10 protein-coding genes and 1 pseudogene are annotated in these 15,132 nt (G+C 69.4%); 8 read left to right on the forward strand and 3 right to left on the reverse strand.

From position 1 onward, the window contains the following. Positions 1-26 precede the first annotated feature (26 nt). The 4 genes from EF294_RS13955 (at position 27) to EF294_RS13970 (ending at position 6,446) form a co-directional block, all read left to right on the forward strand. The gene (locus EF294_RS13955) at positions 27-1,253 is read left to right on the forward strand and encodes a DUF6745 domain-containing protein (protein WP_246007857.1); all 1,227 of its coding nucleotides are present in this window, start codon (positions 27-29) and stop codon (positions 1,251-1,253) included. 63 nt (positions 1,254-1,316) lie between these two features. After that, the gene (locus EF294_RS13960) at positions 1,317-1,811 is read left to right on the forward strand and encodes a hypothetical protein (protein WP_123931099.1); all 495 of its coding nucleotides are present in this window, start codon (positions 1,317-1,319) and stop codon (positions 1,809-1,811) included. A gap of 70 nt (positions 1,812-1,881) precedes the next feature. Next, on the forward strand, positions 1,882-2,082 hold the full coding sequence (locus EF294_RS13965; RefSeq protein ID WP_006369416.1) for a DUF2613 domain-containing protein: 201 nt from the start codon (positions 1,882-1,884) through the stop codon (positions 2,080-2,082). A gap of 20 nt (positions 2,083-2,102) precedes the next feature. Then, complete coding sequence (locus EF294_RS13970) at positions 2,103-6,446, forward strand: alpha-(1->3)-arabinofuranosyltransferase (protein ID WP_246007858.1); 4,344 nt, start codon at positions 2,103-2,105, stop codon at positions 6,444-6,446. Positions 6,447-6,457: 11 nt separating this feature from the next. Here the strand turns inward: EF294_RS13970 and EF294_RS13975 are convergent. Then, positions 6,458-7,828, reverse strand: a pseudogene (locus EF294_RS13975) (acyltransferase family protein); the annotation flags it as partial. On the opposite strand from EF294_RS13975, the gene pgfA reads away from it, so the two are divergent. Next, entirely contained in the window at positions 7,752-8,981 is a 1,230-nt protein-coding gene (gene pgfA / locus EF294_RS13985; protein ID WP_123931108.1) for a cell envelope lipid trafficking protein PgfA, read from the forward strand. The pseudogene EF294_RS13975 and the gene pgfA overlap by 77 nt on opposite strands. Before the next feature lie 29 nt (positions 8,982-9,010). On the opposite strand, the gene EF294_RS13990 is transcribed toward pgfA, so the two are convergent. Further along, positions 9,011-10,273 carry a lipopolysaccharide biosynthesis protein gene (locus EF294_RS13990; protein ID WP_185091088.1) on the reverse strand — a complete coding sequence of 421 codons (1,263 nt, stop codon included), beginning with the start codon at positions 10,271-10,273 and terminating at the stop codon, positions 9,011-9,013. Between the two features lie 212 nt (positions 10,274-10,485). On the opposite strand from EF294_RS13990, the gene EF294_RS13995 reads away from it, so the two are divergent. Together EF294_RS13995 and EF294_RS14000 are read left to right on the forward strand one after the other, a co-directional pair. Continuing rightward, positions 10,486-11,427 carry an HpcH/HpaI aldolase/citrate lyase family protein gene (locus EF294_RS13995; RefSeq protein ID WP_123931111.1) on the forward strand — a complete coding sequence of 314 codons (942 nt, stop codon included), beginning with the start codon at positions 10,486-10,488 and terminating at the stop codon, positions 11,425-11,427. A 29-nt stretch (positions 11,428-11,456) separates the two neighbouring features. Further along, positions 11,457-13,229 carry an MmpA family trehalose lipid delivery protein gene (locus EF294_RS14000; protein ID WP_123931114.1) on the forward strand — a complete coding sequence of 591 codons (1,773 nt, stop codon included), beginning with the start codon at positions 11,457-11,459 and terminating at the stop codon, positions 13,227-13,229. On the opposite strand, the gene EF294_RS14005 is transcribed toward EF294_RS14000, so the two are convergent. Beyond that, complete coding sequence (locus EF294_RS14005; protein WP_123931117.1) at positions 13,169-14,302, reverse strand: glycosyltransferase family 4 protein; 1,134 nt, start codon at positions 14,300-14,302, stop codon at positions 13,169-13,171. The two genes, EF294_RS14000 and EF294_RS14005, sit on opposite strands and share 61 nt — an antisense overlap. Positions 14,303-14,401: 99 nt before the next feature. Between EF294_RS14005 and EF294_RS14010 the strand changes: the two genes are divergently transcribed. Beyond that, positions 14,402-15,130, forward strand: a complete 729-nt coding sequence (locus EF294_RS14010) for a class I SAM-dependent methyltransferase (RefSeq protein ID WP_123931364.1) — start codon at positions 14,402-14,404, stop codon at positions 15,128-15,130. Positions 15,131-15,132: the final 2 nt, after the last annotated feature.

Here is a 15,132-nt window from a genome sequence, read left to right on the forward strand (position 1 = left end):
GGAAAGGCGGCCACCGCCTCCCTCGCGTGAGCCCCGTGCCGTTCGACCCCTTCGGCGTCGACCCCATCTGCGTCGACCCCATCAGCGTCGGTCACCGAAAAGCACTCTCCAGCAATCGTTTTCCAACTCCACCACCGGTCGGATCGGAGTCGTCGGCAATCGCCGAGTACCTGACCGATGCCCGCGAGACCTGGCTCCGGTATGGACTCGACACCCGGCGGGCAGATCGCGCCACTACCGAAGCCGCGATCTCGGAGCTGTATCGAATTGCCAAATATTCTCTCCCGCAATTTATCTGGACGATATCACCGCAAGCGGCGGTGCGGTGTATCCAGACCGACAAGTTCCACACCACGACCGCACCCGGCGTCGAAAAGCGTCTCGATCGGCCGCCGCCGACCTTTCCGAATCCGCACCTGAGCCCCCGACGCCCGCAGTTCGCGAGCCCGGCAGAGGCACTCGAGGGCGGGATCGACGTCCGCGATGTGGTCCGGGCAACCATCCGGGACTCGTTGCGCACCAGCCTCTTCGACAACATTGGACGCCCAATCACGTCGACGCTGCCGATGGTTCCCGGCGTCAGCACGTGGTTCGGTCAGCACGAGACGCATCGCAGCGCATTTCCGCTCACAGCCTACCGATTGGGGTTGGCGCGGCTACCGCCGGCGGACGTCGAACTCCTCGAGATCACCACGGCGCTGGCCGTTTCCACCGGATGGTGGTGGGCATTCGACGACGTCTGCGTCCTGGCCGAACGGCCCACCTCCGTGGACACCGAACCCGTCCCACACAGCCCACACGGGGCACGACGCCTCCACCGCGACGAGGGACCCGCCCTCGCCTACGCCGACGGCTCTGCCCTCTTCGCCGTTCACGGAACAATCGTGCCGCAGTGGGTGATCGACGATCCGACACCCGAGCGGATCGCCGCCGAACGCAATATCGAGATCCGCCGCACCGCTATTGAACAGCTCGGCTGGGATCGATGGATCGACGACGCCGGGATGCATCTGATCGACGAGTCCGACGATCCCGGAAACGAGGCGGCCACCCTCGCGCTGTACGCCAGCCCCCGGCATTGGCGGAGCAATCAACGAATCCTGTTGATGGCCAACGGCTCCCGGGAACACGGTGGCCGACGCCGACGCTACGGCATCCACGTGCCCGGCTGGGTACCCACGGCTCTGACCGCCGCGGCCTGGACCTACGGCCTCGACGCCGCGGACTACGCCCAACTCGTCCGCCGAACGTGAGGCACACCCAGCACATCGCCGCACCAGAAGCACCGCCGCACCAAACACACACGGAAGACGTACATGACTTCGACGGCAATGCAGACCCTCGCCGACCTGACCGAAAAGAGCGGTCTGGGCGTCCTCGATCATCTCGACACCGCACTCCCCGTCCCGGTCACCACCGGGCTGCAGGCACAGGGTGACCTCCTCGTGGTCCCGTGGCGCATGGTCGCGCCCGAGATGCACACGGTGCGGTGGTCGGCATCGAGCGCCTCGGTGCCCCGGGCGGGCATCGAGCTCCTGCGCAGCGCCGGCGGTGGCAACCCGCACACCCTGCTCGCGGACGGCGCCTGTACCTGGACCCAGCCGCACTTCGTCGACGACGTCATACTGACCCTCGGCGTCATCGACGCGTCGTCGGTCGCCTATCTGCTACATCCCGAGCACGGCGCGAGCGGGATCGCCCCCGGCCGGTACGTCATCCGCCGCCAACGGGAGGCGGCCGAAGAGCTCTACGGACTGTCGTGGTTCGGCCGATCCGGCCGCGTCGGCGGGTCCCGGCTGGTTGCCGACTGACCGCGCGCACGGCGAGAGCGTCCCGCGCGCTCACAGGAGCGCTCTGCGCGCCGATGGTAGTTTGGCCTCCATGCGCAACAACCGCCTGATCGCCGGAGCCGTCGCCGGAGTTGCCGGCATCCTGGTCGGACTCGGCGCGGTACTGCTCGGCGGGGTCTTGTCGGCGCAGACGAGCCCGTCGACGGACCTGAACAACATCAATCCGAACAGCGGCTTCGTGCAGGGCTCGGTCGACTACGGATCACGGGGGGGCTCCGGCGACAGCCAGTGAGCCCCAGCGACCCGGCCGCAGTGAGCTCGAGCGACCCGGCCGAGCAGCGCACGCTTGGCCTCCGCGGCGAAGCCGCTCTCGGGCACCGCGGTATCACCCTCGCCGCCCTGGTCTCGCTGGTCGTCTCGTTCTTGCAGTCGCCTGGCCTGACCGCCGCCGATACCAAACTCGATCTCACCGCCAACCCACTCGGCTTCCTCGCGCGGGCGGCGCACCTCTGGACGCCACAGGCTCCGCTGGGGCAGGTGCAGAACCAGGCCTACGGCTATTTCTTCCCGCACGGTGCGTTCTACGCCATCGGTGAGCTGATCGGTTGTGCGCCGTGGTTGACCCAGCGTCTCTGGTGGGCAGTGCTCCTGTTCATCGGCTTCGTCGGTCTCGTCCGTCTCGCCGAGTCGCTGAACGTGGGATCGATGGGCTCACGGCTGCTGGCCGCGGCGATCTTCGTGTTGTCGCCGCGAGTGTTGACGACGATCGGCTCCATTTCGTCGGAAACACTGCCGATGATGCTGGCCCCCTGGGTGCTGCTACCGGTGGTGCGTGCGCTGGATCGCCGCGACGACGCGCCCGTGTGGCGGCACGCGATGCGCTCGGCGGTGGCCGTCGCGCTGATGGGCGCGGTCAACGCGGTCGCCACGCTCGCGGCATTGGGCGTCACGGTCGTGTGGTTTCTGCTGTGCGCACGCACCGACGTGCGCCGGTGGTGGCGCTTCGGGGTTGTCTGGGCAGCCGGGCTGACGCTGGGGTGCGCGTGGTGGATCGTGCCGCTACTGATCCTGTCGCGGGTGTCGCCGCCGTTCCTGGACTTCATCGAATCCTCCCGGGTGACCACCGAGTGGACATCACTGACCGAAGTACTGCGCGGCACGAGCTCGTGGACACCGTTCGTCTCCACCGAACGCGTTGCAGGCGCCGTGCTGGTGACCCAACCCGCCGCGGTGCTGGCAACCGGCACCCTGGCCGCCGCTGGATTGGCCGGATTGTGTATGCGGCACATGCCGTATCGGCGACGCTGGATCGCGATCCTGACGATCGGGCTGCTGCTCATGTGCACCGGTTACGCGGGCGGGCTCGGGTCACCGATCGCCGAGTCGGTCCGGGTGTTCCTCGACGGCCCGGGCGCATTCCTGCGCAACGTCCACAAATTCGAGCCGTTCGTCCGGCTGCCGCTGGTGCTCGGTATCGCGCACCTGTTGGCGCGCGTGCCCCTTCCGGGGTCGGTGCCGGCCCGAAAGTGGTTGCGAGCATTCGCACATCCGCAACGATCTCGGCCGGTGGCCGCGGCGCTGGTCGTCCTCGTCGCCTCGGCAGGCGCCGGCTCGCTGATCTGGACCGGCCAACTCGCCCCCGACGGCGCGTATCGCGCCATCCCGGACTACTGGACACAGACCGCGTCGTGGCTCGGTGCACACGCCCACGACGGCATATCGCAGGGTAGTGTCTCCCCGAACGGCGTCGAGCAACGGGCGCTTGTCGTTCCGGGCGCACCATCGGCCGATCAGTTGTGGGGATTGACGCGTGATGAGCCACTGCAACCACTTGCCGACTCGCCGTGGGCCATCCGTGACGCGATCCCGCTGACGCCGCCGGGAGCGATCCGGGCTCTCGACTCGGTCCAGCGCGATCTGGCCGACGGGCGGGCCTCACCGGGGCTCGCTGCGACACTCGCCGATCAGGGGATCGGCTTCGTCGTGTTGCGCGCCGACCTCGACCCCGACACCTCGCGGTCGGCGCGTGGTTTGCTGGCCCAGCAGGCCCTCGACGGGTCACCCGGCCTGGCCCGTGCCGCGTCGTTCGGTCCGCTGGTGAGCCAACCCAGCGCCAAGGGTGTGGTGCGCGACAACGGTTTACGCCCACCGATGCGCGCAATCCAGATCTACCGGGTCGACGCGGCGGGCGGCACGGGTCCGAGGCTGACCGATACCGCGTCGATGCCGCGTGTCGCCGGAGGACCCGAAGCGCTTGCCGCACTGGCGGATCTGCGTGCACGGTTGGGAGAACCCCCCGCCGGCCCCACACTGATGCAGGCCGACGCGCAACGCGCAGACCTGCCGTCGGCGCCGGTGATCCTCACCGATACCCCGGCCGACCGCGAGACCGATTTCGGCCGCGTCGACGACCACAGCTCGGCCATCCGTGCGCCCGGGGACGCGCGCCGGACGCAGAACGCGGCTCCGGATTATCCCGTTGCCGGACAACCACTCACCGAAGGACAGTGGCTTCTCGACAACCAGCCGAACGGGGTGCGGGTCTCGACATCGGGGTCGGCGTCCGATGCCACCCAGCCCGGACAGACCTCACCGGCGAACTCCGCGGCCGCCGCCTTCGACGGCGACCCGGCCACGGCGTGGGTGTCGGCGGGTCTCACCTCGGCGGTCGGGCAGTGGATGCGTCTGGACTTCGACCGTCCGCGAAGCGATCTCGCCCTGCGGCTGACAACAGCGAAGGCACTCGGCCCGGATGTCTCGTCGATCGTGGTGACCACCGAGGCCGGTTCGACGGTGGCCTCCGGACTCGAACCCGGCAAGCCCGTGACGGTCACCGCACCCAGCGGACCGACCCGGTGGGTGCAGATCCGCGCCTCGGCCACCGACGACGGCAGCGCCGGAAACCAGTTCGCGCTCGGCGAGGTCGGGGTGATCGACCTGGCGTCCGGGCTGCCGCTGACCATCCGCCACCGCGTCGTCCTACCCCGGGTTGCACCGGGTACACCGGTGGCGGGATGGCTTCTCACCCAAGAACTCTCCGGGCGCTCGGCGTGTGTGGACCAACCTGGCGGCACCGACGACTCACCCACGACGCGGGTGCTGTGCGCGCCGGGTCTGGGGTTGAGTCCCGAGACACCGGGGGTGATGACGCATGCGCTCTGGGTCCCCGACGGCGTCGACGTCACGCCCGCGGTGGTGTTGCGACCCACACCCGGGAGCGGACTCGACGCGCTGCTGCGCACACCGACAACGGTGCGCGCGGTAGGGGCGTCGGAGGTCAACGATCCGCGCGGGTCGAGCCAGGCCGCCATCGATGGCGATCCCGGAACCGTATGGACCGCAGCCGAACCCACCAGGAAGGGCGATAAACCCACGCTGACCCTGACCCTGCCGGCACCGCAGGAGGTGCAGAGTCTGCGGATCCTCGCGCCCACCGGCGGTTATCCGGCCGCGCCGACCGAAGTGGCGGTGGATCTCGGCACCGGCCCCCAACGGGTCCACGTCGGCGCCGACGGCGTCGTCGCTCTGCGGTCGGCCGTCACCGATCGCATCACACTCACGATGCTCGACCGCACCGACCTTCTCGACGTCAACAGCCTCGGATTCGCCAGTCGTGCACCGGTCGGCATCGCCGACATCACGATCTACCCCGCCCCGCCCACCGTGCCACCACTGAGCAGGGCCATCGACATCGGCTGCGATGCCGGCATCGGGATCACGGTGTCGGGTCAGGTGATCGGCCTATCGGTACACACCACCGCCGCCGCGTTGCGTGACGGCGAGCCGGTGGTGGCCCGCCCGTGTTCGTCGGCGCCGATCCGTCTGCCCGCCGGTGAGCAGGAGTTGTCGGTGAATCCGGGGCAGGCGTTCACCGTCGATACCACCTGGTTGGGCAACGCCGCGATGCCCGGTGCAACGGCGGCCGGTGCCATGACCCGTCCGCAGGTCGGGCAGTGGCAGTCGACTGCGCGCAGCGTGCGCGTCGATGCCGCGCCGACCTCCCGGATTCTGTCGGTGCCGGAGAGTGCCAATCCCGGATGGGTGGCCGAGTTGGGCGGTCGCACACTCGATCCCGTCGTAGTGGACGGCTGGCAGCAGGGGTGGCAGGTACCGGCCGGCGCATCCGGCACGGTGACGATGACGTTCCGGTGGGACAGCGTCTACCGATGGTCACTGATCGTCGGATTCGTCTTGCTCGCATTACTTTTCGCGGCAGCTTTCCTCCCATGGCGACGGCGGATGCATCCGGCACCGACCCCCGTTGCGGTGGCGCCGGTGGGCGGTACACTCGTCGCCTGCATCGGCGCTCTGGGTTGGCTGGCCGCGTCGTGGGTGCTCGCCGGATGGTGGGCGGTGCTGATCAGCGTGCTGGCCGGGGTAACGGTCGTACTCGCACGGTCGGGGGTGGTCGTGGTCGGCTGCTTTGTCGCGATGATGCTCGCGACGGCGGGATTGGCGTCGGGGCCCTGGCATGCAACCACCGGGTACCACGGCTTCTCGTGGTGGGTTCAGTTGCCGGCGTTCGTCGCGGTGTCGCTGCTGATCTCCTCGGCGATGTCGTCCTCGGTGCGGCGGTGGTTCCCGCGGCTGCGTGCACGCCGCGCTCTGTCGCGACGGCGCAACCAGTCCCGGGCCGGTTCCTCGACGAAGGCGTAGCTCGCCGCCGAGATTCCGATCGAGAGCACCGCGGTGAGGCACCACACCAGGATCGTGTTGCCGGCGAACGGCACGATCCCAAAGAGCGGGAACACCACAGCGAGCACCGCGACGTGCCAGATGAAGATTCCGTAGGACCAGCGTCCCAGCGCGGCCATGACTGGTGAGGTAAGGAATCGGAACCGCGCGCGCACCCGCGGCGAGTTCCCGAACGGCTTCTCGCACACGAGGGGTGCGAGCAGGGCGAACGCGCACAGCGCGCCGAGTGCCATCTTCACGGCGAACTGCCACGGTGCGAGGACGCCAAGCCCGGTGGGTCCGGCGATCGGCGTGCATGCAAGACCGTAGGAGACGACGAACAGCGCCAGCATCGGCCACCGGCGAGCGCCGATACGCTCGATCGCGCGGGTGATCGTCGACCGTTCGCCGAGATCGGCGGCGCCGGCCACCTCGGCGATGACCAAGCCTGCGACGAACCACGGCAGATGGCCGAACACCCAGTTCGTCGGCTCGGTTCCGGCGGGAAGCGGCAGCGCCCGGGCCACCCAGGCCCAGCCGAAGCTGATCACGCCGAGACCCAGCAGTGTAGGTACCCGGGCGCTCACCCGTGCCCCGCGCAACCACATCAGGACGAACCCAATAATCGGTAGCAGCAGGTAGAAGGCCACCTCGACCGACAAGCTCCACATCTGGGTGAGTCCGGCGGTCAGCGACAGCGGCACGAAGACCTGGGTGAGCGTCAGATTGGCGAGCCAGACGGTGAGGTCGGCGCTGCGCGCCTCGGGCAGCAGCGTCAGCACCACCACGACGACCACCACATATGCCGGCCAGATGCGTACCACCCGGTGCCGCAGATATCGCCGCACCGACGGCAGGCGAGCCTGCCGATGCGCCGCAGCGACCCAGTTCCGCCACAGCAAGAACCCGGACAGCGCGAAGAACAGGGCGACGGCGAGATCGAGCCGACCTAGGATCGGGCCGATCACCGGGGTGCGCACCACACCGGTCTGGAAGGCGACGTGGGTGGTCAGGACGCCCAGCGCTGCCACCGCGCGCATGCCCTCGAGCTGCGGAAAGAATCGGCGGTACTCGGGGGCGCCGGGAGCGTAGCGAGCGGGCCCGGTTGACGGGGCGCCGGGAGCGTAGCGAGCGGGCCCGGTTGACGGGGCGCCGGGAGCGTAGCGAGCGGGCCCGGTTGACGGCGCGCCGGTGGTGTTTGTGACATCTGGCGTGGGCTGGGTGGACATTCTGGAGAACACCGTAGCCGTCCTGGGTCGAGTGTGGTGACCGCGTACGCTCGCCGGTATGCCCGAGCCCGGCGCCGACGACCGCCCCCGCCCGAGCCGCTGGTCGACGCGCGACCTACTCGGGCCGACCATCATCTTCCTCGGCGGATTTCTCCTGGCCGCCGCGCTGGCGCTGCCGACACTCCTGGTGGCGCAGCTCGAGCTCATCCCGCTGTCCACCGACGTGACCACCGTTGCCACCAGCATCCCGACCGGTGACCAGGGCGCCGTGCAGGCCTCGTCAGGATCGCGATCGCCGACTCCGACAGCCACCATCCTGGATCGCTGTTCGCTGAACACCCGGACGGCACGTACGCTGCCGGCCACGCTGGTCCGGCAGCAACGCGTGGTCGCGGTCCGCCCCGCCGACAAGCGGGTGATCACCCTGCAGGCGGGAACGTCGGTGCAGGGTGACCGCATCTGGCTCGACGGCCGCATCGCCGATGCCGATGCCGCCCGCCCCGGATCCGGGGTGCCACCGGCGTCGGGTGAGTCGGCGTGCACCGACCCGACATTGTCGGCGTTCAGGGATCGCGTGACCCTCTCGCGCCGTTCGGCGACACCCGCTCTGGGGACAGCCGATCTGGGCGCCGAGAGCACCGGGTCGCAGGGCAATTCGGAGATCCAGTACGACAGCACTACGGTGCCGGTACCCGCGCCGGACCGCACCGGCTACACCTACGTCCTACCGTTCGGGGTGAGCGTCGCCGAGCACACCTTCTTCGATCCGACGACCCGGCGATCGGTGGCGCTGATACCGCAGGGCGACGCGCAGGTCGACGGCCGCAGCGCGCAACGCTTCGTCGCCGAGGTCCCCGACACCGACCTCGACACCACGCGTTCCGGGGTGCCCGACGGCGTGCCGCCGACCCGGATCACGCGTCCGGCATCGTGGTTCGGTGTCGGCGGCGATCCGGCGCGACAACTCACCGCGACCCTGCACCAGAGGTCCCGGTGGGAACTGTCGGTCGACACCTCGACCGGCACGATCCTCGACGAGCGGGTCACCATCGATCAGGCCTATCGTCTCCCCGACCCGGCGTTCGCCAACTATCGGCTGACGAATCTGCAGGCGACCTTCGCCTATGACGACGCCACCCGGAGACGGTTGTCCGATCTGGCCGGGAGCCTGTCGACGCCGCTGGTGATCTGGGGTCGGGTCGTACCGATCGTCGCCGCGGCCCTCGGTGTCGTCGCCGTGGTCGGCGGGCTGGTGTTGACGGTCGGGTCCCCTCGAGCGGGCGAGTAGCCCGCAAACCCGAAGCAGCCCAACGATTGTCACGCCGTCCGGCGCACCTCGTCCGCCTGCATGTGCGTGCGGCTCATGGCCCGAACGCAGTCGATGCCGGTGGCCGCGACCGCCGTGGTCACGGCCACAGCGGCCGTGACCGCGAGCGCAACGACGGAACCGACGACAAAGACGATGACAACCACCTCGATCCCGACAACCAGCCAGGTCACCGCGGAGGCTCGGGTGCGATCGGCCGCGATCGCCGACAACAGCAGGACCTGCAGAACCGCCATCGCCGACCCGGTGTAGGCGAACAGCCATAGCAGTCCCACCAGCGGGCGGTAGGCGTCGCCGACGACGAGCGGGCACAGGGGCCCGAGCGCCGCCACTGCCACCGTGAGGATCGTCCCGATCGACGCGACCACTGTCACCGCCTGACGCAGGGCGGTACGCGAGCGCGCCGGATCGGCGAGCCGCGGATAGAAGACGACGCCGATGGCCTGCGGCAGCCAGAAGGCGGCCTTGGTCGCGACCGCGCCGAGGGCGTATACCCCGGCGTCGTCGGGGCGTAGCACGGTTCCCGACAGCAGCAGGTCGATCGAGACCGCCACGATCAGCACCAGTTGCACCTGCGAGGCGCGCAGCACTCCCGCGGCACTCACCCCGGTGCGGGTGCCCGGGTCGGCCCCATTGCCACCGGGGAGTCGCCGGGTGCGGCCGCAATTGTCTCGGCGAACGGCCCCGACCGCAGACCACACGGCGGCCGCGGCGACAGCCGTGCCGAGGGTGCCGACGGTCAGCCCCCACGTCGGGCCCGCGCCGAGCGCGAACGCCACCAGCATCGGCACCGACCGCGCGATGCCGACCGCCCCGAGTACCCACGCCAGCACGCGGAACTCTCCGAGCCCCTGAAGGACGCCCTGACCTGCGGCGATCACCGCGAGTAGCGGCGCAGCGGCGAGGGCAGCGGCCGTGGCGGACACACCGGTCTGGGCCACCACGACGACTACCGGGACGGCGACGAGCGCGAGCACGATGACGGCCGTGACCGTCGTGGCCGTGACCCGGACGAGCCCGGAACCGCGTTCGCGGACGACCTCGCGGGCGATCACCGATTGCAACGCCAACGCCGGGACACCGAGGATGAGCATCGCCGACAGTAGCCGCGCGAATTGCCCGTACTCGCCGGGCGCGAGCCACCGTCCGGCCCCGACATACACGACGTAGGCCGCCAGATTCGCCGCCATCGAACCGGCGGCCACCGAACCCAGCGCGCCCACCATGCCGCGCATGCGGATCGCTGTCGCCATGCGACCAAGTGTGCCGCACCGACCCGCGCCGAGTACTCGCGCTGCGGGGTCGGCGGTCGGCGGGGTCGGCGGTCGGCGGGGTCGGCGGTCGGCGGGGTCGGCGGTCGGCGGGGTCGGCGATTCGGACGGTCTCGTCGGCGCCGGCGGCCACCAGGGCGGGGTGTGAAACGATGGAACGGATTCATCGTCGATCACCACTCGAGAAGGCCAGGATGTACGACCAGCAGAACACCACAGTCGACCCCGACACGAGCGACATCGGCTCCCGGATCGACCCGGTACTCGCGCGCAGCTGGCTGCTCGTCAACGGCGCTCAGTACGAGCGTTTTGCCCCGGCCGCCCGTTCGCGCGCCGATATCGTCGTTCTCGACATCGAGGACGCCGTCGCACCCAAGGATAAGGTCGCCGCCCGAGAGAATGTCCTGCGGTGGCTGGCCACTTCCTCCGACGACCATCCGGGTGGACCGGGAGACTGGGTGCGCGTCAACGGTTTCGGCACTCCCTGGTGGGCCGACGACCTCGACGCGCTGGCCACGACGTCGGTCGGCGGGGTGATGCTGGCGATGGTGGAGTCGGTCGACCACGTCACCGAGACCGCGAAGCGTCTGCCCGACGTGCCGATCGTCGCGCTGGTGGAGACCGCGCGGGGACTGGAGCGGATCAGCGAAATCGCCACGACCAAAGGCACTTTCCGCTTGGCATTCGGCATCGGCGATTTCCGGCGGGACACCGGTTTCGGCGACAATCCGGCCACCCTGGCCTACGCCCGTTCGCGGTTCACCATCGCCGCCAAGGCCGCCCATCTGCCCAGCGCCATCGACGGCCCAACGGTGGGGTCGGGAGCACTGAAGTTGTCGGAGGCGACCGCGGTGAGCGTGGAGTTCGGCATGACCGGCAAGATCTGCCTGACCCCCGACCAATGCGCGCCGGTCAACGAGGGGCTTTCGCCATCTCCCGACGACATCAGTTGGGCACGTGAGTTCTTCGCCGACTTCGAGCGTGACGGCGGCGAGATCCGCAACGGTTCGGATCTGCCGCGCATCGCCCGCGCCACCAAGATCCTCGATCTCGCCCGCGCCTACGCCGTCACCGAATCCGACTACGACGTCGATCCCGGACACGCGTCGGCCCCGTCCGACACCTACCACTACTGAGCCGCGGACCGAGCCAAGACGCTGCACCCGTGACCAACCCGCGGCTGCTACCGATGCTCTACGGGGTCGGTGCGGTGCTGTCGGCGGTGATCGTCGGGCCCCTGTTCGGCGGCGGGTATCTGCTCTACCGGGACGCGGTGTCGACGCCGCGGTCCTTCGTCACCGATGCCGCGCTCGGGATCGGTCCGCTCGCACCCCGTGCCGTTCCCCAGGACTGGTTCGTTGCGGTGGCCGGCTCGATCGTCGGCGGCGGCATGGTGGTTCTGGTCGCCCTGGCCGCCGCGCTCCTGTTCGCGGCGGTAGGGTTCGGGCGCTTGGCCGTTCGGCTGGTCCCTGGCGCCGGACGTTCCGGGGCGGTCGCGGCGGCCGTGGTCACGGTGTGGAATCCCTTTGTCGCCGAACGCCTGCTGCAGGGAAACTGGAGTCTGCTCGTCGGATACGCCGCGCTCGGGTGGATCGTCGTAGCCGTTGCCGATGTCGCTGAGGGGCGCACGCGTGAGCGATGGATCGGATGGGCCCAGGTGGGTGGGTTGCTCGCGGTGGCCGGGTTGACGCCGACGGGGTCGGTGATGGCGTTGGTGGTCGCCGGGGTGACCGCGGCGTCCTGCGGCGGTATTCGACGGTGGCGCGCGTACGCCGGTCTCGTTGCGCTGTGGGTGTGTTCGGCGGCGCCGTGGTTGATGAGCGCGGCGATCGGTGGGGGATCGATCACCTCCGACGGGCCGGCCGGGGTGCGCGCCTTCGCGCTCCGGTCGGAGCCGTTGTTGGGCCCGTTGGGCACCGCACTGGGCGTGGGTGGGATCTGGAACTCCGACGCCGTGCCGACGAGCCGTACAATCTGGTGGGCCGCGATCGCCACCGTCTGCTTGCTGGTGGTGATCGTTGTCGGGTCGGTGTGGTTGTGGCGCAGACGTTCTACGTCGCCGACACCGAGTCTGTGGCAAGGCTTGGCAGCGTTGGCGGCGGTCGTCGTGGGGCTGGTGGCGGTGACCGCGGCGGGTCCGGGGCAGGCGGCGCTCGGGGCGGTCGTCGATGCCGTTCCCGGTGCGGGGCTGGTGCGCGACACGCACAAGTTCTTGGCCCTGGTGATGCCATTCGGGGCACTGGCTTCGGCCGCCGCCGTGGTGGCGCTGAGGCGTTATGTTCCCACGGGTTTCGCGCTCGCGGCCATCGCCCTGCTGGTGATCGCCCCGTTGCCGGATCTGGCCTGCGGGGCCGGCGGCCGGATCACCCCGGTGCATTACCCGCACGACTGGACGAGGGCGGCTGCGATGGTGCCCGCCGACCGCGGGGCGGTGGCGTTGTGGCCGCCGGGGACGGTGCGCCGGTACTCCTTCACCGACGGGCCGTCACTGGACCCGGCGGCCCGGATGGTTCGTGCGCCGGTCATCGAATCGGGCGAACTTCGAGTCGACGGCGTCGTGGTCGACCACGCCGATCACGCAGCGGATCAAGTGAATCGAGTTCTACGCAGCGGAGGGAACCCGCGTGCACTGTCCAACCTCGGCGTTGGCTGGGTACTCGTCGAGCGCGGTCCCGAGACCTCGGTACCGAAGGCACTCGCCGATCTGACGCCCGTGGTCGCGGGACCCGATTTGATGCTATTCGATCTCGGCGGAGCGGTGACGCCGCAGGCATCGTCGATATCGCGGGGCCTGGCGTGGGCGGCCCACGTGATCTGGGCGTTGCTGATGGCCATCGGTGCTCTCGCTGCGGGCACCGCAGGGTTGGTGACAATCGTTCAACGAGCGGCATCGCGCAGGACGCGGAGCATCTCGTCGCACGTCGTGGACCACGAGTAGCGCTGAGACTTGCGCTGCGCCGCGCGACCGAGCCGACGCGCCTCGTCCGGGTTGTCGACGAGTTTCCGAGTAGCGCTGAGGAATTCGTCGATACCATCGACCAACAGACCAGTCCGCCCGTCGTCGATGGATTCGGCCAGCCCAGCCGAACTCCGATACCCGATCGTGGGCACGCCGTGTTGTGCGGCTTCCATGACGGCAAGGCCCCACCCTTCCTTGCGAGACGGCATGAGGTGCACACGTGCCCGTCCGAGGATCTCATGCTTTCGTACCTCGTCCACGTGACCGTGGAATGTGACCGCCTGGCTCACCCCGAGAATATCTGCGGTGGAACGCAATTCGCCGGACCACCAGCCGTCACCGATGACGTCGAGCTCGGCGTCGACTCCGACCCGCCGAAGTTCGGCGACTACGGTCAGCGCATGCTCGACCTGCTTGTGCGGAACCAGCCTCGACAACACGCACAGGCGTGGCGGCGATGTGCTTGTGCTCGACGCTTTCACGCCGGCGGGAACGGGATCGAGGCCATTGCGGATCACGTCGATGCGGGCATCGTCCACACCGAGGCCGACCAGCTCACGTCGCGACGGCGCGGACACCGTCACGTAGCGGCTGCGCCGGTGTATCCACGGCGACAGTCGGGACTCGATGAACCAGCCGATCCGCCCGAGCGCCCGGCCGGCGACCGGCCACTGTTCGCGGTGGCAGTGATGGACCAGCACGACCGTCGGCGCGATGCGGGTCAGCGCGGCGAAGAACGGAACACCGTTCTGGGTATCGATGACCACATCGGGCACACCACCGGCCAGCCGCCCGCGGCCCATCCGGGCAGCCAGCAGCAGACCGAGCGCTCGGGGATACACCGAGATCCGGCCACCGACCCGGATGAACCGGATACCGTCGCGACGCTCGTCGTCGGGAGCACCGGGGTACGCCGCGGTCAGATAGGTCACCTCGACACCTCGTCGCGCCAACTCGGCGCCCACCCGCTCGAGATAGGTTTCGCTGCCACCGCCTTGCGGGTGGCCGGTATCTCGCCAACAGAGGAGCAGCACGCGGGTGGGAGGGGTCATCGCCGTATCAGGGTACCGACCACGGGGTCGGCAGAGCGGCAGCGTCGCACATCATGCCGCAGCGGTAGCATCCCGCCTGTGCCCGCAGCGACCGAGACGATGCGCCGACTCGCGACATTCCGTCGCGCGGCCGACCTGCTGTCGGACTTTCGGTACGAACAGACCGATCCCGCACGCTTCTACGGCGCCCTTGCCCGTGACACCGCGGCGATGGTCGGAGCGTTCGCCGATCTTGACGAATCGGTCATCCTCGACGTCGGCGGCGGCCCGGGGTACTTCGCCGACGCATTCGGCGCGTGTGGCGCCCACTACCTGGCGGTCGAACCCGATCCGACGGAGATGCACGCGGGCGGTCTGGACCATCGCGGCACCGTGCGCGCCGCCGGTCAGGCACTCCCCTTCGCCGACGACTCAATGGACGTGACGCTGTCGTCCAACGTCGTCGAGCACACCTCCCGACCGTGGCAGATGTGCGACGAGATGATCCGCGTGACCCGCCCCGGCGGGCTCGTCATCGTCAGCTACACATTGTGGTGGGGCCCCTTCGGCGGTCACGAGATGGGCCTGACCCATTACGCGGGCGGCCACCGCGCCGCTCGCTGGTACACCCGACGGCATGGGCATCCGCCCAAGAATCTCTACGGCACTTCTCTTTTCGCGGTCACCGCGACGGCCGGACTACGGTGGTCCCGCAGCCGATCGGATGACACGACGCTCATCGCTGCCTTCCCCCGCTACCTCCCGGCACCGTCCTGGTGGGTACTGCGCGTCCCGGTACTCCGCGAGTTCCTTGCCACCAATCTCGTTGTGGTACTGCGTAAGAACTAGCA

The organism is Gordonia oryzae (assembly GCF_003797185.1).
In the GTDB taxonomy this organism is placed as follows: Bacteria; Actinomycetota; Actinomycetes; order Mycobacteriales; family Mycobacteriaceae; genus Gordonia; species Gordonia oryzae.

Coding starts and splice junctions, on each gene's coding strand:
- EF294_RS13965 (WP_006369416.1), top strand. CDS start 1,882: ATGCGCAACAACCGCCTGATCGCCGGAGCCGTCGCCGGAGTTGCCGGC.
- EF294_RS14010 (WP_123931364.1), top strand. CDS start 14,402: ATGCGCCGACTCGCGACATTCCGTCGCGCGGCCGACCTGCTGTCGGAC.
- pgfA (WP_123931108.1), top strand. CDS start 7,752: ATGCCCGAGCCCGGCGCCGACGACCGCCCCCGCCCGAGCCGCTGGTCG.
- EF294_RS14005 (WP_123931117.1), bottom strand. CDS start 14,302: ATGACCCCTCCCACCCGCGTGCTGCTCCTCTGTTGGCGAGATACCGGC.
- EF294_RS13995 (WP_123931111.1), top strand. CDS start 10,486: ATGTACGACCAGCAGAACACCACAGTCGACCCCGACACGAGCGACATC.
- EF294_RS13990 (WP_185091088.1), bottom strand. CDS start 10,273: ATGGCGACAGCGATCCGCATGCGCGGCATGGTGGGCGCGCTGGGTTCG.
- EF294_RS13960 (WP_123931099.1), top strand. CDS start 1,317: ATGACTTCGACGGCAATGCAGACCCTCGCCGACCTGACCGAAAAGAGC.